Annotated in this window: 21 protein-coding genes; 10 read left to right on the top strand and 11 right to left on the bottom strand. The window is 67.8% G+C overall.

The features are described 5' to 3' along the window. Positions 1-178: 178 nt before the first annotated feature. Positions 179-934, top strand: a complete 756-nt coding sequence (locus NDI79_RS00855) for an AMP-binding protein (RefSeq protein WP_310926556.1) — start codon at positions 179-181, stop codon at positions 932-934. Here the strand turns inward: NDI79_RS00855 and NDI79_RS00860 are convergent, their stop codons facing one another. Then, entirely contained in the window at positions 935-2,986 is a 2,052-nt protein-coding gene (locus NDI79_RS00860) for an AMP-binding protein (protein WP_310926557.1), read from the bottom strand. Positions 2,987-3,108: 122 nt separating this feature from the next. Between NDI79_RS00860 and NDI79_RS00865 the strand changes: the two genes are divergently transcribed. Beyond that, the gene (locus NDI79_RS00865) at positions 3,109-4,518 is read left to right on the top strand and encodes a short-chain fatty acid transporter (protein ID WP_310926558.1); all 1,410 of its coding nucleotides are present in this window, start codon (positions 3,109-3,111) and stop codon (positions 4,516-4,518) included. Between the two features lie 51 nt (positions 4,519-4,569). After that, positions 4,570-5,163: a GNAT family N-acetyltransferase gene (locus tag NDI79_RS00870; RefSeq protein ID WP_310926559.1), complete on the top strand. Its 594-nt coding sequence runs from the start codon at positions 4,570-4,572 to the stop codon at positions 5,161-5,163. 17 nt (positions 5,164-5,180) lie between these two features. Here the strand turns inward: NDI79_RS00870 and NDI79_RS00875 are convergent, their stop codons facing one another. Together NDI79_RS00875 and NDI79_RS00880 are read right to left on the bottom strand one after the other, a co-directional pair. Beyond that, positions 5,181-5,480, bottom strand: coding sequence for a DUF8142 family protein (locus tag NDI79_RS00875; protein ID WP_310926560.1), 300 nt, complete (start codon positions 5,478-5,480; stop codon positions 5,181-5,183). A 71-nt stretch (positions 5,481-5,551) separates the two neighbouring features. Next, the gene (locus tag NDI79_RS00880; protein ID WP_310926561.1) at positions 5,552-5,851 is read right to left on the bottom strand and encodes a DUF7520 family protein; all 300 of its coding nucleotides are present in this window, start codon (positions 5,849-5,851) and stop codon (positions 5,552-5,554) included. 87 nt (positions 5,852-5,938) lie between these two features. On the opposite strand from NDI79_RS00880, the gene cdd reads away from it, so the two are divergent. The 3 genes from cdd (at position 5,939) to NDI79_RS00895 (ending at position 8,633) form a co-directional block, all read left to right on the top strand. Further along, positions 5,939-6,352: a cytidine deaminase gene (gene cdd, locus NDI79_RS00885; RefSeq protein ID WP_310926562.1), complete on the top strand. Its 414-nt coding sequence runs from the start codon at positions 5,939-5,941 to the stop codon at positions 6,350-6,352. A 125-nt stretch (positions 6,353-6,477) separates the two neighbouring features. After that, positions 6,478-7,296 carry a nucleoside phosphorylase gene (locus tag NDI79_RS00890; protein WP_310926563.1) on the top strand — a complete coding sequence of 273 codons (819 nt, stop codon included), beginning with the start codon at positions 6,478-6,480 and terminating at the stop codon, positions 7,294-7,296. 146 nt (positions 7,297-7,442) lie between these two features. Then, a complete protein-coding gene (locus NDI79_RS00895) occupies positions 7,443-8,633 on the top strand; it encodes an NAD(P)/FAD-dependent oxidoreductase (RefSeq protein WP_310926564.1) in 1,191 nt (396 codons plus the stop codon). Positions 8,634-8,851: 218 nt separating this feature from the next. Here the strand turns inward: NDI79_RS00895 and NDI79_RS00900 are convergent, their stop codons facing one another. After that, the gene (locus tag NDI79_RS00900) at positions 8,852-9,385 is read right to left on the bottom strand and encodes an Rrf2 family transcriptional regulator (RefSeq protein ID WP_310926565.1); all 534 of its coding nucleotides are present in this window, start codon (positions 9,383-9,385) and stop codon (positions 8,852-8,854) included. 211 nt (positions 9,386-9,596) lie between these two features. Then, positions 9,597-11,039, bottom strand: coding sequence for a TIGR00341 family protein (locus tag NDI79_RS00905; RefSeq protein ID WP_310926566.1), 1,443 nt, complete (start codon positions 11,037-11,039; stop codon positions 9,597-9,599). Between the two features lie 143 nt (positions 11,040-11,182). Here NDI79_RS00905 and NDI79_RS00910 point away from each other — a divergent pair, with 143 nt between their 5' ends. Together NDI79_RS00910 and rocF are read left to right on the top strand one after the other, a co-directional pair. After that, positions 11,183-12,634, top strand: coding sequence for a DUF389 domain-containing protein (locus NDI79_RS00910; RefSeq protein WP_310926567.1), 1,452 nt, complete (start codon positions 11,183-11,185; stop codon positions 12,632-12,634). Positions 12,635-12,694: 60 nt separating this feature from the next. Further along, positions 12,695-13,603 (top strand): arginase, encoded by a 909-nt coding sequence (rocF, locus tag NDI79_RS00915; RefSeq protein WP_310926568.1) that lies wholly within the window; start codon positions 12,695-12,697, stop codon positions 13,601-13,603. A 158-nt stretch (positions 13,604-13,761) separates the two neighbouring features. Here rocF and gyrA read toward each other — a convergent pair whose 3' ends face one another. Beyond that, a complete protein-coding gene (gyrA, locus tag NDI79_RS00920; RefSeq protein WP_310926569.1) occupies positions 13,762-16,299 on the bottom strand; it encodes a DNA gyrase subunit A in 2,538 nt (845 codons plus the stop codon). Beyond that, entirely contained in the window at positions 16,300-18,213 is a 1,914-nt protein-coding gene (gyrB, locus tag NDI79_RS00925; protein ID WP_310926570.1) for a DNA topoisomerase (ATP-hydrolyzing) subunit B, read from the bottom strand. A 248-nt stretch (positions 18,214-18,461) separates the two neighbouring features. Here gyrB and NDI79_RS00930 point away from each other — a divergent pair, with 248 nt between their 5' ends. After that, complete coding sequence (locus NDI79_RS00930; protein WP_310926571.1) at positions 18,462-20,858, top strand: DNA topoisomerase VI subunit B; 2,397 nt, start codon at positions 18,462-18,464, stop codon at positions 20,856-20,858. A 5-nt stretch (positions 20,859-20,863) separates the two neighbouring features. Continuing rightward, positions 20,864-21,958 (top strand): DNA topoisomerase IV subunit A, encoded by a 1,095-nt coding sequence (locus tag NDI79_RS00935; protein WP_310926572.1) that lies wholly within the window; start codon positions 20,864-20,866, stop codon positions 21,956-21,958. 30 nt (positions 21,959-21,988) lie between these two features. Here the strand turns inward: NDI79_RS00935 and NDI79_RS00940 are convergent, their stop codons facing one another. The 4 genes from NDI79_RS00940 to NDI79_RS00955 all read right to left on the bottom strand — a co-directional run bounded on the left by NDI79_RS00940 (position 21,989) and on the right by NDI79_RS00955 (position 26,488). Beyond that, a complete protein-coding gene (locus NDI79_RS00940) occupies positions 21,989-22,804 on the bottom strand; it encodes an alpha/beta fold hydrolase (RefSeq protein ID WP_310926573.1) in 816 nt (271 codons plus the stop codon). Between the two features lie 84 nt (positions 22,805-22,888). After that, the gene (locus tag NDI79_RS00945) at positions 22,889-23,605 is read right to left on the bottom strand and encodes an MBL fold metallo-hydrolase (RefSeq protein WP_310926574.1); all 717 of its coding nucleotides are present in this window, start codon (positions 23,603-23,605) and stop codon (positions 22,889-22,891) included. A gap of 136 nt (positions 23,606-23,741) precedes the next feature. Next, entirely contained in the window at positions 23,742-25,169 is a 1,428-nt protein-coding gene (locus tag NDI79_RS00950; RefSeq protein WP_310926575.1) for an alkaline phosphatase family protein, read from the bottom strand. After that, entirely contained in the window at positions 25,166-26,488 is a 1,323-nt protein-coding gene (locus NDI79_RS00955; RefSeq protein WP_310926576.1) for an inositol-3-phosphate synthase, read from the bottom strand. Before NDI79_RS00955 ends, NDI79_RS00950 begins: the two co-directional genes overlap by 4 nt. Positions 26,489-26,515: the final 27 nt, after the last annotated feature.

Genomic DNA, 26,515 nt, shown 5'->3' on the forward strand with positions numbered 1-26,515 from the left:
ACTCCATGGACAATCAGATATTTTGTTGTCATCTATATAGCATCAATTAATATCTTCAAACAAGATTCGGCAACAAAACAGTAACACTCGGATGGCCGTCTCGCTCGTACGGTTCGTCGTCTCCGCGCGCCACGGTTCGGACGACGGGATTTTCCCCCGACTCCGCGTGTAGTCGAACATGACCTCCGACGCCCCGCCGCCGCGGCCGGCCGACCCGACCGTCCTCGGCGACCTCGTCGCGCGGGACCGACGGACCTCCGCGCCCGCCCTCCGCGCGGAGGACGCCGGCCGGTCGTACAGCTATCACGATTTCGTGACGACCACGTACAAGGCGGGCAACGTCCTGCGCTACCTCGGCGTCCGCGGCGGCGAGACGGTCGCGGTGGCTTCCGACCCCCAACCCGAACCGGTGCTGGCGTTCTACGGCGCGGCGCAGTTGGGCGCCGCGACGGCGTTCGGTCCGGACCCCGCGGGTTCGGCGGACGCCGGCGACCCCCCGCGGGCCACTCTCGTCGGCGTCGACCGCGAACCCGAGTTCGACCTCCCGCCGGGGCGTAAACTCGCCATCTACGGCGGCCCGCCGGAGCGTCCGGCGACGACCCACTGGGAACAGGAGGTGTGGAGCGAGAACCCCGCGGTCCACCCGGCGACCGTCGCCGCCGACGACCCGGCGCTTCGAGCGGACGGGCGGACGTACTCCCACCGCGAACTCCTCGAGGCGGCCGCGTCGGCGGTCGAGAGCGGGGAGATGGAGGCCGGCGAGTCGGTGGTCGTCCGCGACTCGCTGACGCGGCCGGGAACCGTCGCCGCGGGTCTCGTCGCGCCGATTCTGGTCGGCGCGGTAATCGTCTTCCCCGGCCCCGACACCGTCGGCGACGTGGCCGTCGGCGGGGGACCGGAGGAGCGGTCGGTCGCGCCCGGCGACCTGTTCTGACTACCGGGCGCCCCGAATTTTCTCCAAAGAATCGGGGTTCTCGATGCTGGAGAGGTCGCCGGGGTCCTCGCCTTCGTACACCGCCGCGATGGCGCGTCTGATTATCTTGCCGGACTGCGTCTTCGGGAACTCGCCGACGAACAGGAGTTCCCGCGGGCGGAACGGTTTGCCCTGCTCCTCGCCGACGAGTTCGCGCAGTTCCTCGCGGAGGGCGTCCGCCGGTTCGAAGCCGTCTTCGAGGACGACGTAGGCGACGACGGCGGTGCCCGTCGTCTCGTCGTCGACGCCGACGGCGGCCGCCTGGTTCACGGCCTCGTGTTCGATGAGGATGCCCTCTATCTCGGCGGGGCCGACCTTCCGCCCGGCGACGTTCAGCGCGTCGTCCGCGCGGCCGTGGAGGAACCAGAAGCCGTCCTCGTCCTTCTGCGCCCAGTCGCCGTGGTCCCACATCGGCGGGTCGGTGAACGTCGACCAGTACTCCTCGAGGTAGCGCTCGTCGCCGCTCCAGAGGCTCTTGGTCATCGACGGACAGGAGTCGCGCGCGACGAGGTAGCCGCGTTCGTTCGCGTCGGCGACGCTCTCGCCCGTCGCGTCGACGATGTCGACGCTCATCCCGAGGCCCGGCCCGCCGAGGCTACACGGTTTGAGCGGCTGGTTCGGCATCGGCATGAGGAAACAGCCGCATATCTCGGTGCCGCCGGAGATGTTCATGATGGGCGCCTCGCCGCCGCCGACCTTCTCGTAGAACCACATCCACGACTCGGGGTCCCACGGTTCGCCCGTCGACCCGAGGAGGCGGAGCGTCGAGAGGTCGTGCTTTTCGACCAACTCGTCGTCGTACTTCCGCAGGGCGCGGACGGCGGTGGGCGAGATGCCGAACACGGTGAGGCCGTGCCGTTCGATCATATCCCAGAAGCGGTCGGGTTCGGGGTGGTCGGGGGCGCCCTCGTACATGAACACCGTTCCCCCGAAGGTGTGGTTGCCGATGAGCGTCCACGGCCCCATCATCCACCCGATGTCGGACACCCAGAAGAAGCGGTCCGTGGGCTTGTGGTCGAACCCGAAGTATATCTCCTTGGCCGTCTGCATCAGGAGGCCGGCGTGGGTGTGGACGATGCCCTTCGGCGTCCCCGTCGTCCCCGACGAGTACAGCAGCATCGACTCCTGCGCGGCGGGGAGTTCCTTCGTCTCGTAGGCGTCGTCGGCCTCCCCGACCGTCTCGTCCCACCGCTCGTCGCGCCTCGTCCACGTGATGGCGCGGTCCTCGCTCGCCTCCAGTCCGATGCGGTCGTAGACGACGGTGTGTTCGACCTGTCCCGCCTGTTTTATCGCCCGGTCGGCCGACTCCTTCAGCGTCACCTCGCTCCCGCGGCGGTAGAAGCCGTCGGCGGTGAACAGCACCGAACACCCCGAGTCCTCGATGCGCGTCGCCGTCGCGTCCACGCCGAACCCCGAGAAGATGGGGACGGCGATGGCGCCGACCTTCAGACAGCCGTAGAGGATGGAGACGACTTCCGGCACCATCGGCATGTAGAGGCCGACGGTGTCGCCCGTCTCAACCCCGTAGGATTCGAGGACGTTCGCCACCTGGTTCGACTCCCGGTAGAGGTCGTGGTAGGTAATCGTCCGTTCGTCGCCGGGTTCGCCCTCCCAGATGAGCGCTGCCTTGTTCCGGTTCTCCGCGTCGGGGGCGCCGTGTCTGTCGACGGTGTTGTGCGCGACGTTTATCGTGCCGCCGGGGTACCAATCGGAGAACTGCGGGCCGTCGGCGTCGTCACCGGACCGCGTCCGGTTGCTCGCGGAGCGTCGCTCCGCGCTGTCGCGGACGGCGTCGTAGTCGCTGTAGAACTCCACGCCGAGGTAGTCGACGAGTTCGTCCCAGAACCAGTCGACGCCCGACTCGTCGACGCCGTCGACGCTCTCGCTCGTTCGGCGTATCAGTTCCTCGTAGTCCGAAATGCCGTACTCCCGCATGAACGCGTGGACGTTGGTCGACTCCGCGAACTCCCGGGACGGTTCGTGGACCACCTCGTCCGTGTCGGGTACCTCCATTACGTGCGGACCTCCATCACGTCCTGACATCGTCGCGTCCGCTGAAGTAACTTCCCCGAACGATGATTGCGTTCGAACCGTCCGGAACGTTCATTTCGGTCTCGGATGACCGTCCTCGCGTCATGTCGACAGACACACCGTCGGGGTCGCCGATTCAGCGCTTCGGCGCCCGGATGTCGAGCGTCGTCGAGCGAGTGATGCCGAGTCCGTTCCTGTTCGCCATCCTCCTCAGCTACGTCGTCTTCGCCGGGGCCGTCCTCGTCGAGGGGACGAGCCCGTTCGCCCTCGTGGGCTACTGGTACGACGGATTCTGGGTACTGCTCGACTTCGCCATGCAGATGGTGCTCATCCTCGTCACCGGCTACGCCCTCGCGTACCACCCCCTCGTCCGCGGCGGTATCGAGTGGCTGACGTCGCTTCCGAACGACGGCAAGCAGGCCGTCGTCCTCGTCGGCGTCATTTCGATGACCGTCGCGTGGGTCCACTGGGGACTCGGCCTCATCGTCGGCGCCGTGATGGCCCGCGAGATGGGCCGGCAGGCCGCGAAGACGAATCTACAGGTCCACTACCCGCTGCTCTGTCTCGCCGGCTACATGGGCATGGGGCTGACGTGGCACTGGGGCCTCGCCGGGTCCGCGCCCCTCCTGATGAACACGCCCGGCAACGTCTTCGTCGAACAGGGCATCGTCGAGGGACTGATACCCACCTCGGAGACGGTGTTTCACTCCTACACGCTGACGCTCGTCGTCACCGGCATCGTCTACACCTCCGTAGTGCTGTACCTCCTCGCGCCCGAACGGGCGAACGCCCAACCGATAACCGAGTACGTCCCGGAGTCGGAACTGTTCGGCGCGGCGGGGGACGGCGGGGACTCCCCCGGCGCGTCCGACGCGGACCCGACAACCGTCGGCGAGAAGATAAACCAGAGCCGAGTCGTCGGCGGCGTCATCGCCGTCACGGGCGTCGTCTTCACCGGCTACACCTTCGCCACGCAGGGGCTCTCGGCGCTGAACCTCGACCTCGTCAACTTCCTCTTCTTGTTCCTCGGCCTCGCGCTGTACACCCGGCCGAAGGCCTACCAGGAGCAGTTCTACGACGCCATCACCTCGACGGGCGGCATCGTCCTCCAGTTCCCCCTCTACGCGGGCATCATCGGGATGATGAACAGTTCCGGGCTCTCGGAGACGATGGCCGAGACGCTCGTCTCGCTGTCGACGCCGGCGACGTTCCCGGCCGTCGCGTGGATAACCGCCGGCGTCGTCAACGTGTTCGTCCCCTCCGGCGGCGGCGAGTGGACGGTCATCGGCACCACCGTGCTGCAGGCGGCGAACGAACTCGGCGTCCCCGCCGGACAGGCCACCGTCGCCTACGCCGTCGGCGACGCTCACACGAACCTCCTGCAACCGTTCTGGGCGCTCCCTCTCCTCGGCATCACCGGGATGCGTGCCCGCGACATGTTCGGCTACGGCGTGACGATGATGCTCCTCCTGATTCCGTTCCTCGCGCTGGGACTCATCTTCATCCCGTACTGACCGACTCCGAAGCCCGCAACTTCTTTTCGGAGCGGTGACGTACTCGTCTCCATGTACGTACGGGACGCCAAGAACCGAGACGAGGTTTGGTTGCTCGACCGCATCGAGGAGTCGGGGCTCGAAGACCCGGCGTTCCGGTCCCGCGACTACGTCATCGCCCTCGACGAGGAGTCGGGCGCCAAGGCCGGCCTCGGCCGCGTCCGCGTCCACCAGGAGGACGACGCGGAGTTCTGCGAACTGGCCTTCGTCCTCACCCTCGACGTCTGGCGCGGACAGGGCGTCGGCGCGCACGTCGTCGAGCGACTGGTCGCGGAGGCGGGCGACGCCGGGTTCGACCGCGTCTACACGTTCACCGTCGAACCGGACTACTTCCTCACGTTCGGCTTCGAACCGGTCGACGGCGACGACCTTCCCCCGACCCTCCGCGAACGCCTCGACGCGGTCCGCGCCGAACGCGGCGACGACGCCATCGCCCTGCGGGTGGCCCCCGAGGCGTTCGAGATGCCCGAGGCGTACCGCGACCGGTTCAAGCGGGCGACCCCCGCCGACGAACCCGACCCGGGCGAGGTGGCGATAGAGGAGACGGCCGAGGACTTCGGCATCGACCCCGACGAGACGACGTACAAGTACGATACGGGTCGCTGACGCCGATTCGCCTCGGTTCAGGTCCTGTCTTCGAGGAAGTCCGAACTGAAGACGATGTAGGCGAGGGCGCTACAGAAGAGGATGGGCGGGAGGATGGCGAACGCCCAGAGCGGTTCGAGCCCCCACCCCAACAGGAGGAGGACGCACGCGAGGCCGATGCCCAAGAACGGCAGGACGGCCAGGACGGCGCGCTTTCGGTTCCGTCCCCCCGAGTCGGGTTGGAGGGGCGCGTCAGGGTCGAACTCCTCGTCGAACGCCGCCTCCTCGCCCGCGCCCTCGTCGTCGGCGGGGGAGGATGCGGAGGCGGAACTGCGCATGGTCGTCGTCGGTCGCCCACCGGTAAAAGCGCCGCGCCTCCTCGACTTCGCCCCGCTATCCGCCTCCCGCCTCAGCGGTCGTCTTCTCTCCGCGAGACGAGTTCGACGAGGCCGAACAGGACGAGGAGCACCAGCGTCGAGAGGGCGACGGCGTAGGTGGTCATCGCCAGCGGCGTCGTCGGGATGACGAGCAGACCGCCGAACAGCGCCGACCGGGGGACGGCCTCCGCGCCGTTGGACCCGATGAAGAAGCCGAGTACGCCCGAGAGGGCGACGACGCAGACGCCGACGGCGAGGAGGATGGACCGTCCGCGGCCGTCCTCAGCTTCCGCCGTCACCGGTTCCGTGACGGTGTCGGATTCGGGTGGCACACCGGGAGTTGGAGGGGGACATGCTTGGCCGTTACCCTTCGGTCCGCAGGGCAAGTTACAAACGCCCGTGGGGGAAACTCGGCTCTCATGTCCGACGAACTCGTCGAACGCGCCCGCGACGTCCTCGAACAGGCCCACGTCCCCTACTCCGAGTACCGCGTCGGCGCGGCGCTCAGGACGGCCGACGGCGAGGTGTTCGTCGGCTGTAACATCGAGAACGCGAACTACTCCAACAGCCTCCACGCCGAGGAAGTCGCCGTCGCGGAGGCGGTGAAGAAGGGACACCGCGAGTTCGACCGCCTCGTCGTCACCTCGGGCGCCCGCGACGGCGTCACCCCCTGCGGGATGTGCCGGCAGACGCTCGCGGAGTTCTGCGGCGAGGACCTGCCCGTCGTCTGCGACGAGGGCGACGGGGAGGTGACGGAGTACACCCTCGGCGAACTCCTGCCGAACACCATCTCTCTCGATACGCTGGAGGCGGCCGAACGCGACCGGGAGTGAGTCTCCGGTCGGCGCGCTGAACGCCTTCCCGCCGTCCCTCCGCGCCTCGGCCGAGACGGCCGCGACGCACTCCGCGCGGTGAGCGGAAGCACAAGCACTTCAACCCCGCTCCGCCCACTGGGAGCATGGACGACAGCGAGGACCCGAACAGCGAGGTCCAGTACCACATCGAACTCTCGGCCGGGGACGTCGCGGACGCCGTCCTCCTGCCCGGCAACCCCGAACGGGTCGACAAGGTGACCGCGCTGTGGGACGACGCCGAGGAGCAGGCGTACCACCGCGAGTACCGCACGGCGACGGGGACGTACGAGGGAACGCCGATATCCGTCACGTCCACCGGTATCGGCGGCCCGTCGGCGGCCATCGCCGTCGAGGAACTCGCCCGCGTCGACGCCGAGACGCTCATCAGAGTCGGCTCCTGCGGCGCCATCCAACCCGAGATGGACGTGGGCGACTTGGTCATCACTTCGGGGGCGGTCCGACAGGAGGGCACCTCGAAGGAGTACGTCCGCGAGGACTACCCCGCCGTCGCCGACCACGAGGTGGTCTCCGCCCTCGTCGCCGCCGCGGAGCGACTCGGCTACGACTACCACGTCGGCGTCACGATGAGCGCCGACTCCTTCTACACCGGGCAGGGCCGCCCCGGGTTCGAGGGCTTCCGCGCCGCCGGGTCGGAGTCGCTCGTCGAGGACCTGCGCGAGGCGAACGTGAAGAACATCGAGATGGAGGCGGCGACGCTTCTCACCGTCGCGAACGTCTACGGCCTCCGCGCCGGCGCCGTCTGCTCGGTGTACGCCAACCGCGTTACGGGGGAGTTCCGCACCGAGGGAGAGGCCCGCGCCGTGAAGACGGCCAGCCTCGCGGTCCACCTTCTGGCGCGGATGGACGAGGTCAAGCGCGAGGCGGGCGTCGACCGCTGGCACGCCGGTCTGTCGCTGGAGTAGCGGGGTCTTTCTCCCCGACGAAGGGGGAAGGCTTTATCCGGGAGCGAGACACCGGCAATTTTCTCCGTTCCACGGCGCGGGCGGCCGATTCGGTTCGAATCACGTTCCAAAGCCCCTTTATCGGATGCCTACGCAGAGTCACACATATGAGTACGAAGGTCGTCGTCCTCGGCTCCGGTTACGCGGGTACCGGCGCCGTCAAACGACTCGAAGAAGAGCTCGACTCGGACGCGGAACTCACGTGGGTCTCCGAAAACGACTACCACCTCGTCCTCCACGAGGTCCACCGCTGCATCCGAGACCCGAGCGTCGAGTCGAAAGTCGCCATCCCCGTCGACGAGATAAAAGAGCCCGAGACGGAGTTCGTCAAAGGTCACGTCGAGAACGTCGACGTCGACGAGAAGACCGTCGAACTCGAAGACGGCGAGGTCGACTACGACTACCTCCTCGTCTGTCTCGGCTCCGCGACGGCGTTCTACGGCATCGAGGGTCTCGAGGAGTACTCCCTCGAACTCAAGAGCCTCGACGACGCCCGCGAGATTCACAGCGAGGTCAAGGCGGCCGCCGAGGAGGCCTCCCAGGACGACCCCGCGAAGGTAATCGTCGGCGGTGCGGGCCTCTCGGGCATCCAGTCGGCCGGCGAGATAGCCGGCTACCGCGACGACCACCGCGCGCCCCTCGACATCACCATCGTCGAAGGCCTCGACGAGGTGTTCCCCGGCAACGACCGCGAACTGCAGGGTGCGCTCCGCAAGCGCCTCGAAGCGCGCGACATCGAGATTCTGACGGGCGATTTCATCTCGAAGGTCGACGAGGAGACCATCTACCTCGGCGGCGGCGAGGACGAGGACCCCGAGGAACTCGACTACGACGTGCTCCTCTGGACCGGCGGTATCACGGGCCAGAAGGAGGTCGCCGAGTCGAAACTCGACAAGGACGAGCGCTCGAACCGCATCTTCGCCGAGCAGGACTTCAAGACGAGCGACGACGACGTGTTCGCCCTCGGCGACTCCGCCCTCGTCGAACAGGGCGACGACGCCATCGCGCCGCCGACGGCCCAGGCCGCCTGGCAGGCCGCGGAAGTCGCCGGCGAGAACGTCGCCCGCGCTACGAAGGGTCAGCCCCTGAAGACGTGGGACCACGAGGACAAGGGGACGACCATCTCCGTCGGCGAGGACGCCGTCGCCCACGCCGTGAAGCTCCCCGGCGTCGGTCAGGTCTATCCGAACGTGTTCGGCGGCCCCGCCGCCCGCACGCTGAAGAAGGCCATCGCCGCGCGCTGGATTGCGGACGTGACGACGCCGCGCCGCGCCCTCGAAGCGTGGAACGACCTCTGAACGCCGACTGAGTCTTCGTTTTCTCGTCTTCTCTTCGACGTCGCTCTCCGGAGAGCCTCGGCTCTCGGCGTTCGCGGGACGAACGTCGGAGGGAAGGCGGTACGGGTCGGGAGGTGGAGTAACGGGCGTGAACTACGGCCGGGGCTGGCGAGTCCGCACGGCGGTTCGCGGGGACGATTCGCCGGAAGGTGCGCTCGTTCGGGCGCCGCGGCGCAGCGTCAGTGAGCGGATTCGCCCTCGGGGGCGCGCATGTCCTCGATGCGGAGGATGAGGATGTTGCTGGTGTCGTCCTTGCCGTCGACGACACCCTCGATGACGAGTTTCGAGAGCGGCGTCGGACCGACGCGCACCTCGTCGCCCTCGTGGAAGTCCCGGACCGACCCCTGCACGTGAATCTCCGCGCGGCAGAGTTCGGGGTGGTGGACCGACGAGAGGTCTATCTCGTCGACGTTGACGCCCTCGACGGCCTCGCCCTCGTGGAACAGGGGGACGGCGGCGGGTTCGTCCATCTGCTCGACGTCCAGCGCCTCGTAGGCGTTCGCCGTCGGTTTGTAGCCGCCCTTCGGACCGGGGACGCCCTCGACCAGTTGCAGGGCTTTCAGGCTCTGCATCTGGTTCCGGATCGTTCCCGGGTTTCGGTTCACTTCTTCGGCGATATCCTCGCCCTTGACGGCGTCCTCCGACTGACGGTAGAGGTTGATCAGCGCCGTCAGAATCGTTTTCTGACTAGAAGTCAGCTCGATTGATGACATAGAAGAACGTTCGCCGTATACGTCCTTAAATCCGATGGATGAACGGCACAATCCGGTCGCTGTACTACGATTTTCGACGCTTCCTGTGGGGTATTTTCACAAAATGTGGTTACGGCGACGGATTCGCCGCGCCCGCGGTGGACTGTCTTGAGTTTACGTGTTTCTCTCCCTCGTACGTGAGACAAACGTCTACCCGTGACCGAGGCGGAGGTCAGACCGTCGCCGCGGACGCCCCGGGTCGGCGGGCGTCGCCCGGGCGTCGCAGACGCTCCGAACGCTCCTCGTCGACGCCCGCGCTCTGCCCGTCGACGAACTCCACGGAGACGCGCACGTCGCGGTCCGTCTCCTGTCGCACCTGTCGGCGGACCGTCTCCGCCAGCGCCGGATACGGTTCGTCGGCCGGACGCACGACGACGACGCTCACCTCCGGCGTCTCGCCGACGTAGCGAATCATCCCCACCTCGGTCCGGACCGACGTGAGGTCGAGTTCGTCGTACCGCTGCTGTTCCATCACGTCCTCGACGGCGCCGTTGGCGGCGTTGTCGAACGCGACCTGTCCGAACAGGAGGCCGCCCGCACCGAGAAGCACGGCGAGGAGGCAGGCGAGGGCGACGGCCGCCGGAACGTACTTTCGAATCCCGCGGCTCGCCGTCTCGCCCGCGCCGTTCGCCATCTGTGTCGTCGACGACTCTCCGTCCTCGCTCCCCTCTTCGTCCATCGCCGCGCGCGCCCCGCCGTCCCACGCCTCGGGGCGGTAGCCGAGGTACCACAGTACAGAGAACGCCGAGACGTTGACGGCGACGGCGTTGACGACGAGGAGGAGACCGGCGCCGAGAGCGACGCTCGGGAGGCCCCACGCCATGCCGATGCCGACGGCGGCGGCGGCGGGGATGAGCGCCGCGGCGATCATGACGCCCACGAGCGAGACGGGCAGCGCCGTCGCCAACCCGAACGCGCCCGCCGACCCCGCACAGAGACCGACCAACACCGAGAGAAAACCCGGCGAGATACGCTTGCTGATCTGCCCGACGGTCGAGACGTCGAGCATCGAGGTGACTATCTGTCCGGATTTCAACGTCATCCCGAGCAGGAACGCGCCGGCGATGGCGGCGCCGAACCCGAGCAGTTGCTGGGTGAACCCCATCCGTATCATCCGCCGGTCGTTCAGCGAGATGCCGACGGCGGAGATGAGCGCCGACCCGACCTGCGGGGCGATGACCATCGCGCCGACGACGACGGCGGGCGAGTCCATCAGCAACCCCGCGGCGGCGACGAGGGCGCTGAATATCGTCAGCGCGTAGTACGTCAGCGGGTTCCGGTGCATGTCGAGCGCCTTCGCGCGAATCTCCTCGCGCGCGACGGCGTCGTCCTCCTCGGCGCCGGCGACGAACCGGTCTTCGAGTTCGTGGTAGCTCCGCGTCTTCGCCGTCTCGGCGCTGGCGATTATCGTGTACTCCCGGTCGTCGACGCCCGCGTCGCGGAGTTCGCCCATGACGTACTCGACGGCCTGCGTGGGGAGGGGAAACTCCACCAACACCGTGTCGCCTCGCTCCGTCGCGTCTTTGGTGACGACGAAGTCGATGTTCTCCGACTCTAAGATATCGATGACCGCCGACCGCGACTCCTCGCTCACGAGGAGCTTTATCAACCGCATCGACTCGAACGACGGCTCTCGCCGTCTTGAGGGTACTGGCTCGCACCCCGCGCGACTCGTCGCCAGCGGGAGCCTGACGGCCGTCCGAAACGTTCGTCTCACCGGCCAGAACGCTCATCTCCCCGCGCCAGTGACCCTCCCTCGTGCGACTCATTCGTGTCCGGGTGGACGACGACGCGAGAGATTCGGTCGTCGCCGCCCTCGACCGGGAGGGGGCGACGTACGCCGTCGTCCCGGACGCCGAACGCGTCGACAGCGCGTTCGTGGAAGTCCCCGTCCCCGAGGGAGCCGTCGACCCCGTGCTCGCGTACCTTCAGGAGAACGGCCTCGACGAGGACGCCTACACCGTCGTCGTCGACGCCGACCGCGCGGGGTCGGTGAACGAACACCTCGGCGAGCAGTTCGTCGAGGGGCCGAAGGGCGACAGGGGCATCTCTCACGCCGAGATTCGACAGCGCGCGGAGGACCTGACGCCCGGCCGGGCGACCTATCTCGCGTTCGCCGCGCTGTCGGCGACGCTCGCCACCGCCGGCCTGCTGTTGAACTCGGCCATCGTCATCGTCGGCGCGATGGTCATCGCGCCGTTCGCCGGGTCGTCGCTGTCGGCGTCGGTCGGCGCGGTCATCGACGACCGGCCGATGCTCATCCAGAGCGTTAAAGACCAGACGCTCGGCCTCGTCGTCGCCGCCGTCAGCGCCGTCGCCGTCGCTTACGCCGTCCGCTGGACGCTGTTCGTCCCGTCCACGCTCGCCGTCTCGCGCGTCCAACAGGTCGGCTTCTTCATCACGCCGACGCTCTTAGCCCTCGCCATCGCTATCGCCGCGGGGGCGGCCGGCGCGTTGGCGCTGGCGACGGACCTCCCCGTCTCCATCGCGGGCGTCGCCGTCGCCGCCGCCATCGTTCCGTCTGTCGCCGCGGCGGCCGTCGGCACCGTCTGGGGGCAACCCGTTCTCGTCCTCGGCGCCGTCGTCCTCCTCCTGATGAACATCGTGTTCATCAACATCGCGGCGTACCTCGCGCTGGTCGCCCTCGGCTACCGTTCGTCGGTCGTCGCCAGCACGTGGCGGGACCTCGGGCCCAGCGTCCGGACGGTCGGTTACGCCCTCGTCGTCGTCGGGTTCGTCGCCGTCACGGCAGCCACCGGCGCGGCCACCTACTCGCATCTCACCTTCGAGCAGGACGTGAACGCGGGCGTGCAGACCACGCTCGCACAGGAGGAGTACGAGGGCCTCGAACTCGTCGGCGTCGGCGCGCAGTACGACGACCCCGGCGTCTTCGCCTCTCCCGAGAGCGTCACGGTCACCGTCGTCAGCGACGCCGACACGACCCACCCGGACCTCGCCACGGACATGCAGGGGCGAGTGCAGGATGCCACCGGGCAGAACGTCGCCGTCGAGGTCCACACGCAGGACTACCAGCGCGCGTCGGCCGAGGCGGACTCGTCGACCCCCGTCGCGGACTGGTTCTCCGACGCCTACCGGAGAGTCGCCGGTCTGTTCGGTCGCACGGTGGATGACGCCGACGAGGCGGCCGATAACGCGACCGACGACGCGACCGGCGTCCTCGTCGGTTCTCCGTCGGCCGCCGCCGTCTGACCGCCGCATCTCCCTTCTCGAACCGGAACCACTACCCGTCCCCTCGCCGCACCTTCTACGATGACGGACACCGTGAGAATCATCGGCGCACCGACCGACTACGGCGCGAACCGACGCGGGGTCGACATGGGTCCCTCGGCCATCCGCTACGGCGGCCTCGCGGACGAACTCGGCGGCGCGGGACTCACAGTCGTCGACGACGGCGACGTGACCGCGCCGCCGGCGGAGGCCCGCGACCCCGAGGCGGAGGCGCCCTCCGAAGGGAACGCGAAGTTCCTCCGCGAGACGCGCGAGGTGGTCACCTCGCTAGCCGACCGGGTGGCCGCCGCCCTCGACGAGGGGGAGACGCCCCTCGTTCTCGGCGGCGACCACTCCGTCGCCATCGGGTCGGTGACGGGGTCCGCGCGCGACGCCGAAATCGGCCTCGTCTGGTTCGACGCCCACGGCGACTTCAACACCCCCGGCACGTCGCCCTCCGGGAACGTCCACGGGATGCCGCTGGCGGCCCTCCTCGGAATCGGCGACTTCGCCGACACCCCGTGGGCGAACGCCGCCGGACTCTCCGAGGAACACGTCGCCATCGTCGGCCTGCGCTCGGTGGACGACGCCGAACGCGAGGCCATCCACGACAGCGACGTGACCGCCTACACCATGTCCGACATCGACGAACGCGGCATCGACGCCGTCGTCGACGACGCCCTCGACGTGGCCCGCGCGGCGCCCGACGGCGTCCACGTCAGCCTCGATTTGGACTGGCTCGACCCCCGCGAGGCGCCCGGCGTCGGGACGCCCGTTCGCGGCGGCGTCACCTACCGCGAGGCGCACTTCGCCTTGGAGCAGGTGGCCGAGACGGACGCGCTTCGCTCTCTGGAACTGGTCGAGGTGAACCCCGTCCTCGACGAACACAACGAGACGGCGGCGTTGGCGACGGAACTCGCCGCCAGCGGCCTCGGCAAGCGAATTCTCTGAACCACTCATCGAGACGACACACCGGGTTTCCGGTGAATCTCGCCTCGGCTTCGGCAGCGACGGGAACGGTAGTCCGCCGTAGAACCGAAAGCGCTGATTCGTTCGGTGGATGTTCGACGTTGTCGTCAGATGTCGGCGTACGCGGTAGATACTCGCGCTTACTCCGCGTCCGCGCCCTCGTCCTCGACTTCGTCCACTTCGTCTGAGCCGACGTTGTAGACGTCGACGCTGGCGACGCCGTCGCCGGCGTCCATCTCCATCACGATGACGCCCATCGTGTTGCGGCCGACCGTCGAGATGTTCTCGACGGGCGTCCGGAGAATCTGTCCGGACTCGCTCATGACGAACAGGTGGTCGCCGTAGCCCACCGTCTCCATCGCGCAGACGGGGCCGTTGCGCTCGTTCGTCTTGATGTCGATGAGTCCTTTCCCGTTCCGGGACTGCCGCCGGTAGTTCCCGATGTCGGTGCGCTTGCCGTAGCCGTTCTCGGTGACGGTGAGCACCCAGTTGTGCACGTCTTCGTCGACGGCGGCGACGCCGACGAGTTCGTCGTCGCCGGTGAGTTTCATCCCGCGGACGCCGCGGGCGGAGCGACCCATCGCGCGCACGTCGTCTTCGTCGAAGCGGATGGCCATGCCGTCCCGGGAGGCGAGTATCAGGTCGCGCGTGCCGTCCGTGACTTCGACGTCGGCGAGTTCGTCGCCGTCGTCGAGTTTCGTGGCGATGATGCCCGTCGAGAGGATGTTCTGGAACTTCTCGACGCCCGTGCGCTTCACGTAGCCGTTCCGCGTGACCATCGTGAGGTACTTCTCCGTCTCCTCGTCGATGTCGGCGGTGTTGACGACGGAGGTTATCTCCTCGCCGTCGTCCAGTTCGAGCAGGTTCACCGCGGACTTCCCGCGTGCCGTCCGGGACATCTCCGGGACCTGGTAGGTCTTCAGCTTGTACACCTGCCCGTGGTTCGTGAAGTACAGCAGGTAGTCGTGGGTGTTCGCCACGAACACCGAGGAGACCGTATCTCCCTCCTTGAGGTCGGTACCGATGATGCCCTTCCCGCCGCGGTGCTGGGCGCGGAACGTGTCGAGGGGCATCCGCTTGATGTAGTCGTCCTCGCTGACGACGACGACGACGTCCTCCTCGGCGATGAGGTCCTCGTGGGTGACCGACCCGGTGTCCTCGATGAAGGAGGTGCGCCGGTCGTCGGCGTACTCCTCGCGTATCTCCGTCAACTCCGAGCGGATGACCGCGTCGAGTTCGTCGGCGTCGTTCAGAATCTCGTTGAGGCGGTCGATTCGGTCCTGCACCTCCTCGTACTCGGTCTCTATCTCCGCGGCCTCCATCGAGGTCAGCGAGCCGAGTTGCATGGCGACGATGTGGTTGGCCTGGTCCTCCGAGAAGTCGAAACTCGGGAGCGGTTCGCCGTCCGCCTCGACGGTCTGCTCGCCGCGGAGGGCGGCCTTCGCGTCGTCTCGGCTCTCGGAGTTGCGGATGGTCGCCACGACGTCGTCGATGTTGTCGAGCGCCTTCAGACGGCCTTCGAGGATGTGCGCGCGGTCCTCGGCCTCCGCGAGTTCGTACTCGGAGCGCCGGCGGACCACGTCGCGGCGGTGGTTCAGGTACTCGACGAGCGTCTCCTTGAGGGTGAGAACCCGGGGCTGGCCGTCGACGAGGGCGAGGTTGATGACGCCGAACGTGGATTCGAGGTGGTGTTCGAGCAGTTGGTTCTTCACCACGTCGGGGTTCGCCCCGCGCTTGAGTTCGACGACGACGCGGATGCCGTCGCGGTCGGACTCGTCGCGCAGGTCGCGGATTCCCTCTATCTTCCCCTCGTTGACGTCGTCGGCGATTCGCTCGATGAGACGCGCCTTGTTCTCCTGGTAGGGGAGTTCGTTGATGACGATGTTGTCGCCCTGCTCGTCGACGTCGAAGTCGGCGCGGACGCGGATGCGCCCGCGACCGGTCTTGTACGCCTTGTGGACCGCGTTTCGGCCGACGATGTTCGCGCCCGTCGGGAAGTCCGGCCCCTTCACGAACTCCATGAGGTCCTCGACCGTGCAGTCGGGATTCTCGATGAGGTGCGTCGTCGCGTCGATGACCTCGCCGAGGTTGTGCGGGGGGATGTTCGTCGACATCCCGACGGCGATACCCGACGAGCCGTTGACGAGGAGGTTCGGGAACGACGCCGGGAGGACGACCGGTTCCTGCATGCGGTCGTCGTAGTTCGACTGGAAGTCGACGGTGTCCTTCTCGATGTCGTCGAGCAGTTCCTCCGCGATGGGGGCCATGCGGGCCTCCGTGTACCGCATCGCGGCCGGCGGGTCGCCGTCGACGGAGCCGAAGTTCCCCTGTCCGTCCACGAGGGGGTAGCGCATCGAGAAGTCCTGCGCCATCCGCGCGAGGGCGTCGTAGATGGCCGAGTCGCCGTGCGGGTGGTAGTCCCCCATCGTCTCGCCGACGATGGAGGAGGATTTGCGGTGCGACGAACGGGAGGAGACGCCCGCCTCGTTCATCGCGTAGAGGATGCGCCGGTGGACGGGTTTGAGGCCGTCGCGCACGTCCGGCAGGGCGCGACCCGCGATGACCGACATCGCGTAGTCGATGTACGACTGCTCCATCTCCTGCTCGATGCGCGCGGGCTTTATCTCCGCGGCGACGCCCGCTCCCGGTCTGAACTCGTCTGGTGCGTCCGAACTCATCTAAATGTCCACCCACTCGGCGTCCGTCGCGTGTTCTTTGATGAACTGCTTGCGCGGTTCGACGGCGTCGCCCATCAGGATGTTGAACATCCGGTCGGCGGCGGCGGCGTCCTCGACGGTTATCTGCTTGAGCACCCGGTTCTCGGGGTTCATCGTCGTATCCCAGAGCTGTTCGGGGTTCATCTCGCCGAGGCCCTTGAACCGCTGGACCTGCGTGGGGTTGCCGTCGCACTTCTCCTCGACGATGCGGTCGCGTTCGGCCTCCGTCATCGCGTCGTACGTCTCCCCGCGGTAGCGGACGCGGTACAGCGGCGGTTGCGCCGCGTAGACGTACCCGGCCTCCACCAGCGGCCGCATGTAGCGGTACAAGAGCGTGAGGAGGAGGGTGCGGATGTGCGCGCCGTCGACGTCGGCGTCGGTCATCAGGATGACGCGCTCGTAGCGCACGTCCTCGACGTCGAACTCCTCGCCGACGCCCGCGCCGATGGCGGTGATGAGCGCGCGGACCTCGTTGTTCTCCAAGATTCTATCCAAGCGGTGCTTCTCGACGTTCAGAATCTTCCCGCGGAGGGGGAGGATGGCCTGGAAGTGCCGGTCTCGACCCTGCTTTGCCGACCCGCCCGCGGAGTCGCCCTCCACGACGAACAGTTCGGACTCGGAGGGGTCGCGGCTCTGACAGTCGGCGAGTTTGCCGGGCAGCGCCGTCGATTCGAGCGCGGACTTCCGGCGCGTGAGTTCCTCGGCCTTCTTCGCCGCGCGGCGGGCCTTCGCCGCCTCGACGGCCTTCATCACGATGGACTGGGCGGTGCCGGGGTTCTCCTCGAAGTACGTCCCGAGTTGCTGGTGCGTGACGGACTCGACGATGCCGCGCACCTCGCTGTTGCCGAGTTTGGTCTTCGTCTGCCCCTCGAACTGCGGGTCGGGGTGTTTGATGGAGATGACCGCAGTGAGGCCCTCGCGGATGTCCTCGCCCTTCAGGGAGTCGAGGTCGTCGAGGTGGTTGTTCTCCCGGGCGTAGTCGTTGACGACGCGGGTCAGCGCCGTCTTGAACCCGGTCATGTGCGTCCCGCCTTCGCGGGTGTTGATGTTGTTGGCGAAGGCGTGGATGGAACCCTGTAGCTCCTGCGTCGCCTGCATGGCCACCTCTACCTCGATGCCCTCGTCCTCGTCGTCGTAGTAGATGACGTCCTCGTGCAGCGTCGTCTTCGTCTCGTTGAGGTAGCGGACGAACTCGCGGATGCCGCCCTCGAAGCGGAACGAACTCTCCTCGTCGTCGGGTTCGTCGCGCAGAGAGATACCGACGCCCGAGTTGAGGAAGGCGAGTTCGCGGAGGCGGTTCTCCAGCGTGGTGAACTCGAACTCCAGCGTCTCGAACACGTCCTCGTCCGGTCTGAAGCGAATCGTCGTGCCCGTGTCCTCGTCGGATTCGAGGTCGCGGACGCGTTCGAAGGCGTCGGCCTGCGGTTCGCCGCGTTCGAAGCGGTGCCGCCAGAGTGCGCCGTCGCGCTTTATCTCGACTTCGAGCCACTCCGAGAGCGCGTTGACGACGCTCACGCCGACCCCGTGGAGGCCGCCGGAGACCTGGTAGGATTTGTTGTCGAACTTGCCGCCGGCGTGGAGGACGGTCATGATGACCTCGACGGCGGGGCGGTCGTACTGTTCGTGGGTGTCGACCGGGATGCCCCGACCGTTGTCGGAGACGGAGACGGAGCCGTCGTCGTGGACGGTGACCGCTATCTCGTCGCAGTACCCCGCGAGAGCCTCGTCGATGGAGTTGTCCACCACTTCGTAGACGAGGTGGTGGAGGCCCCGTGAGTCCGTGGAGCCGATGTACATCGCCGGGCGTTTCCGAACGGCTTCCAACCCTTCGAGGACCTGGATCTGCCCCGCTCCGTACTCGCTTTCGTGTGACATACTATCTGCTTCGGAGTTGGCTATCTCCGGCCTTAAACCCTCGCACGCGCGCCCGCGTGAGTACTTACAAATATCTCGACAGCCCGGTTCGCGCCGCGCCTCGAACCGCGCTCGCGTCGCCCGGTCGCTCGGCTTCTCGACGCGAATCGCCCGACGGGACGCCGTCTCCTCGGCCGCGCCGACCGACTTCACTTTCACCCTACTCCCGAACAGTACTTAAGCGCTCATCCAGAAGATTTCCTCACAGAATGACCTCGTTCCAGTCGACACTCGGCGAGGACGCGGGTATCGCGGAGGAGTTGGCCGAGAGCCAACGCGCGATATCCATCGCCGAGTTCTTCGAGAAGAACAAGCACATGCTCGGGTTCGACTCGGGGGCGCGAGGCTTGGTCACCGCCGTGAAGGAGGCGGTCGACAACGCACTCGACGCAACCGAGGAGGCCGGAATCAAGCCCGACATCTCCATCGAAATCCGCGAGGCGGGCGACTACTACACGCTCGTGGTCGAGGACAACGGCCCGGGCATCACGAAAGAACAGATTCCGAAGGTGTTCGGGAAACTGCTCTACGGCTCGCGGTTCCACGCGCGCGAGCAGTCCCGCGGCCAGCAGGGTATCGGCATCTCCGCGGCGGTCCTCTACTCGCAGCTCACCTCCGGGAAGCCCGCGAAAATCACCTCCCGCACGCAGGGCGACTCGGCGGCGCAGTACTTCGAGCTCATCATCGACACGGACACGAACGAGCCGGAGATTCAGGTCGAGCGCGAACTCGACCCCGGCGAGTCGGAGCTCTCGCCCACCCACGGCACGCGCATCGAGGTGGAGATGGAGGCGAACATGCGCGCCCGCCAACAGCTCCACGACTACGTCAAGCACACCGCCGTCGTCAACCCGCACGCCCGGTTGGTGCTCGACGAACCCGGCCTCGAAGCGCCCGTCCGCTACGAACGGGTCGAGGGCGCGGACCTCCCCGCCGAGACGGAGGAGATACGCCCGCACCCCCACGGCGTCGAACTCGGGACGCTCATCAAGATGCTCGGCCGCACCGAGTCCTACTCGGTGTCGGGCTTCCTCCAGGAGGAGTTCACCCGCGTCGGCGCGAAGACCGCCGACAAGATACTGAACAACTTCCGCGACAGGCACTTCGGACGCGAGATGGGATGGGGAGTCGTCGAGAGCGAGGACGCGGACCTCGACGCCGAAATCGAGGACGCCATCGCCAACAAGGGCGCCGAGGCGACGGCGGCGTTCGCCGAACGCGTCGGCGACACGCTCCGGAACCGCGAGCGGACGACGCACTTCGAACTCGAGGACATCGTCGACACCGTCGCGGACGACGTCGGCGGGGAACACGGCGTCTCGTTCGGCGACACCGTCCGCGAGAACGCCGTCGCGGCCGCGTGGGCCGTCCTGACCGAGGGACGGGACCTGTACGCCGTCGTCGACGGGGCGACGAGCACCCAGAAGGACGACGCGACGGTCCGCGGCATCGCCGACCGCGTCGCAGAGAAGTTCGGCTCGAACGACTCCCACCGCGCGACGAAGGGGCAGGTCCGCGAGTACGTCGACCGCTCGGCCGACGTGCTCGTCTCCGAGGACGTGACGTTCGGCGACACGGCCCGCGAGAACGTCACCGAAGCGCTGTGGGCGGTCATGCGCACCGTCCCCGACGACGCGCCGAAGGTGAGCGACGTGGCCGACGACCGCGATATCGCCTCCGAACTCCTCGAAGCCATGCGCGAGGCCGACATCCTCGCGCCGCCGACGAACTGCCTCTCGCCCATCACCGCGGAGTTGGTCGAGGCCGGCCTCCGCAAGGAGTACGACGCCGACTTCTACGCCGCGGCGACGCGCGACGCCGAGGTCCACGGCGGCGACCCGTTCATCGTCGAGGCGGGCATCGCCTACGGCGGCGAACTCTCCGCGGAGGGTTCGGTCGACCTGCTGCGCTTCGCCAACCGCGTCCCCCTCGTCTACCAGCGCGGGGCCTGCGCGACGACCGACGTGGTGAAACGCATCGGCTGGCGCAACTACGGGCTGGACCAACCGGGCGGCTCCGGCATGCCGAGCGGTCCGGCGGTCATCATGGTCCACGTCGCCTCCACGAACGTCCCGTTCACCTCCGAGTCGAAGGACGCCCTCGCCAACATCCCCGAGATAGAAGACGAGATAGAACTCGCCATCCGCGAGGCGGCGCGCGAACTCAAATCCTACCTGAACAAACGCCGCTCGATGCAGAAGCGCCGGAAGAAACAGGACGTGCTCGGGCGCATCCTGCCGGAGATGGCCGACAAACTCTCCGAGGTCACGGGCCGCGAACGGCCGAACATCGACGGCGCCTTGGCCCGCATCATGAACAACCTCAGCGTCGACCGGGAGGTGGAGGGCGACACCGTCACCCTCGTCGTGGAGAACCACTCGGACCGCACCGAATCGCCCGACATCACCGACATCGTCTCGGTCGAACCGACGGACGTGCCCGACGGAGCCACCGTCGTCGACTTGGACGGCGAGTGGTTCGTCAAGTGGAACCCGTCGGTGTCGGCGGGCGACACCGCCGAACTCAGCTACACCGTCGCCTCGGACGCGTCGTTCGACATCAACGTCGACGGCGTCGAGACAGAGAAACTCACCGTCAACACCTAACACACATGAGCACGAGACAGAACGACGAACTCGCGCAGGAACGACTCATCGACCTCGCCGCGGAGTTCTACGACCAGTTCGCGTCGGGCGACATCCCGCACATGGACATCCCCACGCGGACGAAGAGCAACATCGTCTTCGACGAGGAGTCGAAGGTGTGGGTGTACGGCGACCGAAAGTCGACGCGGTCGGCCAACAGCGTCCGCGGCGCGCGGAAACTCCTGAAGGCCGCCTACGCCATCGAGTTCCTCGTCAACCAACTGGAGGAGAACCGCTCGTCGACCCTCCGTGAACTGTACTACCTCTCGGAGTCGTGGGACAACGAGGAGGCGCAGTTCAACGACCAGAGCGAGTCGAACCAACTCATCGAGGACTTAGAAATCGTCTCGCACGTCACCCGCGAGGACTTCCACATGCGCCCCGAGGAGTCGGGCGCGAAGGTGATGGGACCGCTGCACATCCGCGAACAGACCCGCCGCGGCGACAGGGACATCCACTGTCAGGAGGACGTGGGGCAGGGCGGCTACCAGATACCGAACAACCCCGACACCATCGAGTTCCTCGACAACGACGCCGCGTTCGTCCTCTGCGTGGAGACCGGCGGCATGCGCGACCGACTGGTGGAGAACGGCTTCGACGAGAAGCACGACGCCCTCGTCGTCCACCTCGGCGGCCAACCGGCGCGGGCGACGCGCCGCCTCACGAAGCGCCTCCACGACGAACTCGACCTGCCCGTCGTGGTGTTCACCGACGGCGACCCGTGGTCCTACCGCATCTACGGCTCCGTCGCCTACGGGTCCATCAAGTCCGCGCACCTCTCGGAGTACCTCGCCACGCCCGAGGCGAAGTTCATCGGCATCCAACCGCAGGACATCGTCGACTACGACCTGCCGACGGACCCGCTGTCGGACTCCGACGTCAACGCCCTCGAATCGGAACTGGAGGACCCGCGCTTCATGACCGACTACTGGGAGGAGCAGATCGAACTGCAACTCGACATCGACAAGAAGGCCGAACAGCAGTCGCTGGCGGCGCGCGGTCTGGACTTCGTGACCGACACGTACCTCCCCGACCGTCTGGGCGAGATGGGCGTGCTGTAGCGCCGTCGCGCCGTCTCTCGCGACACGGATTCACACCGACTCGCCGCGCAGGAACCGTCTCACCGTCCGACCGAACACCTTCGGATGTTCCGCGGCGGCGGCGTGTCCCGCGCCGGACAGCAACGCCAGCGTCGCGTCCGGGAGCACCGCCTTCGTCTCTCGGAGCAGGTCGGCGGGGAACAGTCGGTCCTCGCTCCCGCCGAGCACCAGCGTCGGCGCCGTCACCTTCTCTAATCTATCGGTCGCGTCGTGGTCGCGGACGGCCCGAATCGACGTCCGCACGTCGTCCGGAGACGGCGGCGCCAGCGCCGGGCCGGCCGCCCGCAGGAGCGGCGGGTACGCCCGCCGTCGCCACCCCGCGTACGTCTCGCGAGCGACGGACGCGTACAACCGTCCCCACTCGCCGTCGCCGGCCCGCGCGTCCCAGTCATCGAGGACCGCGCGGCCGGCGTCGCCGAGGCGCGCGCCGGCGGACGCGAGCACGAGTCTGTCGACGTGTTTCGGATAGTCCGCCGCGAGGTGCTGAGCGACGAGGCCGCCCATCGACCGTCCGAGGACGTGCCCGCCGTCGAGTTCGTCCAGCGCCGTCGCCACCGACCCGGCGAGGTCGCGCGTCGTCGTCTCCGGGTCCAGACCCCGGGGACGGCCGACCGTCCAGACGGTGAAGTCGTCGGTGAGTCCGCGGGACGCCGTCCGCGCGAGGTGTGCCGCCGTCGCCCGCGAACCGAGGAACGCGTCGCTCAGTCCGGGGAGGACCACCAGCGTCTCGGGGCCGTCGCCGACGCGGTAGTAGGGAATTCGCCCGTCGAACCGACCGCGGTCGACGGTCGGAGTCGTGAGTCTCATCTCGGGTCGGTGGACGGTCCGGCGGTGCAAAACGGTTGCCGCGGGGCGACCGACCGGCGGTCGGTCAGCCCCCTACTCCTCGGCTCAGACCGCGTGGTCGGTCGGGTCTTCGAGGACGACCGGGATGTGCCGGGAGGCGACGTCCACGACGAACGCTTCGGGGTCGGTCTTCAGCAGGTCGATGGTGTTGTAGTGGACGGGGAGGACGAGTTCGGGCGCCAACGCCTCCGCGAGGTCCGCCGCCTCGTGGCGGTCCATCACGACGCTGCCGCCGATGTTGGCGAGAAAGAGGTCCACCGACAACTGCTCGAACCCCTCCAGCGCGTCGCTGTCGCCCGGCCAGAACACTTTGACGCCGTCCACGGAGAGGAGGTAGGCGCAGCCGAGTCCACGGGGATGGACGAGGCTGCCGTCGTCGCGGGCGTGGGGGCTGTCCTCCTCGTTGTACGCCGGCAAGGTCCACACGTCGACGGCGCCGACGCTCAGGTGTTCCTCCTCGCCGACGCGGACCACCTCGTACGGCAGGTCCTCGACGGCCTCCACGTCGCGGTCGATGTTCGCCGGGTTCACCCCCTCGAAGACGAGGACGGTGGCGTCCTCCTTCGCCACCGAGCGAATCGCGTCGGGGTCGTAGTGGTGGTCGTGCGTGACGCAGACGAGGTCGCCGTCGCGGGCGTGGTAGTCGTCGAGGACGCCGTAGCGGCCGGGGTCGAGGTAGGCGACGGAACCGGCTTCGGACTCGATTCTGACGGTGGCGTAGCCGAGCCACGAGACTTCGAGGTCGCGGAAAGGAACGGTCATGCCGCACGCTACCGCGCGGAGGGACAAACGCGTTTGGGGTGCGCTGTGACCCGAGTCCGAATCCGCGCCCGGGTCGGGTTCGTCGGTCGAACGGCCGTCGCCCGCCGACCGCTGGTAGCGCCGGCGCCGCCGCCGCTCAGTCGTCGGCGGGCCCCAGTTCGTTCGACGGCGCGAGGATGGACGCGCCCTCGAACTCCATGTCGACGGCCTCGCGGACGCCGAGGAGGTCGAGCACCGTGGGGGCGACCTGCCGCATGTCGATGTCGCCGTCGAGGGACAGCGACGGGGCGGCGGGGCCGCCGACGCCGAAGAACGGCGTCGTCTCGGGGTCGACGCGGCCGTGCGACCCTTTCACCTTCGAGGGGTCCGTCGAGACGAACCCGCCCTCGCCGAGGAACAGTTCGCAGGGGTCGTAACCGGGTTTCTCGTGGATGTCGACGCTGTCGGCGTAGGGGGGCGTCGCCTCCTCCTCGCCCTCGTTCCACCAGTAGTAGGCGAACCACGCGTCCGGGTCGGCGACGAGGACGAGGTCGCCCGCGCTCTGACTGTCGATACCGTACGCGGCCTGGTCGTCGCCGTCGAGGATGCGCTCGATACCGTCGAGGGATTCGAGCGCCTCGCGGGCCGTCTCGACGGCCTCGGCGTCGCAGTAGACGTGCGCGACCTGGTGGTCGGCGACGGCGAACGCTTCAGAGGCCTGGAGGTCCGGAATCTTCCCCTCTTCGTCGCCCTCGGCGTTCTTCGTCTTCATCAGTCCCGCCTCGCGGAGCGCGCGGTTCGGGAAGACGGGCGTCGATACCTCGTGGAAACCGTACTCGCTGACGACGACGACGGCCGTCTCGTCCCAGCGGTCGGTGCCTTCGAGGAACCGGAGGTAGTCGCCGACGAGTTCGTCGATTTCGGAGAGCGCCTCGGCGAACGCCTCGGAGTTCGGTCCGTGGCTCTGCCCCGTGTAGTCGAGGTGGGGAAGGTACGTCCACAGCATCTCCGGGTCGTAGCGCTCCGTCGCCTCGCGGGCCGCCGAGAGGATCCACTCGCTGCTCTGAGCGTTCGCGGCCGGCCCCCAGTAGTTGTGCAGGGGGAAGTGACCGTACTCCTCGCGGAGTTCCTCGTAGAAGTCGTCGGGATTCGTCCAGCAGTTCATCTCGATGAGGTCGTTGTTCTCGTCCTCGATGGGTTTCGGCGTCACCGCCACGTCGGCCGAGGTGCCGTAGAGATGTTGGAAGAACAGCGCGCCCGTCGTCACCCCGGCCTCGTGCGCGGCCTCCCAGACGCGGTCGCGGTCGCCGCTGTTTCGACCCCACAGTTCGACGGTGTCGGTCTCGCGGTCGTACTCCGCGTTCGAGACGTCGCCGTGCGTCGACGGGGAGAGCCCCGTCGAGAGCGTCGTCTGCGAGGGGATGGTCACCGCCGGGAACGGCGGCACCGCGCCCGTCGTCGCGCCGTCCTCGAACAGACCGGCGAGGTTCGGCGTCGTCTCGGCGTCGACGTGGTCGGGTTGGAGGCCCACCACGTCGAGGACGACCACGCGGGTCGCCGCCGACGCGTCCGGTTCGCGGGTCATCGCTCAGCCTCCGCGTTCGCGTCCGTGTCCGCGTTCGCCTCGGCGTCGACACCGACGGCTCCCTCGTCACCGCCGGAACCGTCCGTCCGGACCGCTCCGGCCGGTTCCGCCTCGGCGTCTCGGTGCGCTTCGACGTACGATTCCAGCATGGCGAACTGCCGCGAGAGGTCGTGTTCGTCCACGTCCATCGGCTCTTTGAAGAACGAGGCGAGGTGCGTCTGCGTGCCTCCTTCCCCGCGTTCGTCGGCGTAGGCGACGAGGCGGACGAGGTCCAACACGAGGGGGGCGGCGAGGGCGGAGTCCGCGCCCTGCCAGGTGAACTGGAGGGTCATCTTCGTGTTCATGAACCCCTCGAAGTGGACGTGGTCCCACGCCGTCTTCCAGTCGCCGAGCGAGGGGGTGTAGTCGATGCGGACGCGGTTGTGTGCGTCGTCGCCGAGGACCTCCGAGAGCACGCCGCCCTTGCTCTGTAGCTTGCCGGCCTTGTTCTCGTCGTCGTCGAGCACCTTGCCGTCGCCGTTGCCGAGGATGTTGAACCCGTCCCACGACATGACTCGGAGGTTACGCCCGGCGAACATCGGACCGAGCGCCGTCTTCAGGAGGGTCTCGCCGGTCTTGGCGTCGCGGCCGACGTGCGGGACGTTCTCCCGGTCGGCCAACTCGCGCAGGCCGCCGAGTTCGCTCCCCGTCGAGGGCGTGAAGTTGACGTACGGGTGGCCGTCGACGAGGGCCGCGTAGGCGTACAGCGAACTCGCCGGGAGGTCCGCGTCGTCGGCTTCGAGGGCCGACTCGAAGGCGTCGAGCGTGTCGTACCGCTCGGGGTCCCGCACCGGCGGTTCCGAGGAGGCGAGGTTGACGACGACCAGTCGGTCCACGTCGTGTTCTTCGAGGAAGGCCGCGTAGTCCGCGCGGATCTGTTCGACCACTTCGCTCACGCCGCGGTCGCCGTCGACACCGTCGAGGGTGTCCCCGTCGGCGAGGGAGACGGCGCTGCCGCAGTTCCGCGCGGTGCCCGTCTCGACTCGCTCGTCTATCCCGCGCAGGTCGTCGGCGACGGCTTCGAGCGTCGCCCGGTCGACGATGCCCGAGTCGGCGAGGTCGGTCGCGGTGTGGAGGAGGGGGCGTTCGGCGATGTCGTGGCCGGCGAAGACGAACCCGTCGACCGGCGGTAAATTCAGTCGGGTACAGGGTTCGCGGGCCGTGACCATGCCGGTGTCGTCGATCGTCCCGCGGGCGATTCCGCGCGCCCCGGTGATGGCCGTGGCGGCGACGTTGCCGCGGGCGCCGACGAACCAGACGCCCGTTCGCGTTCGCGTCATATACCCTCTCACGGGACGGAACGGGGT

The sequence above is a fragment of the Halogeometricum sp. S3BR5-2 genome, assembly GCF_031624635.1.
Taxonomy (GTDB): Archaea; Halobacteriota; Halobacteria; order Halobacteriales; family Haloferacaceae; genus Halogeometricum; species Halogeometricum luteum.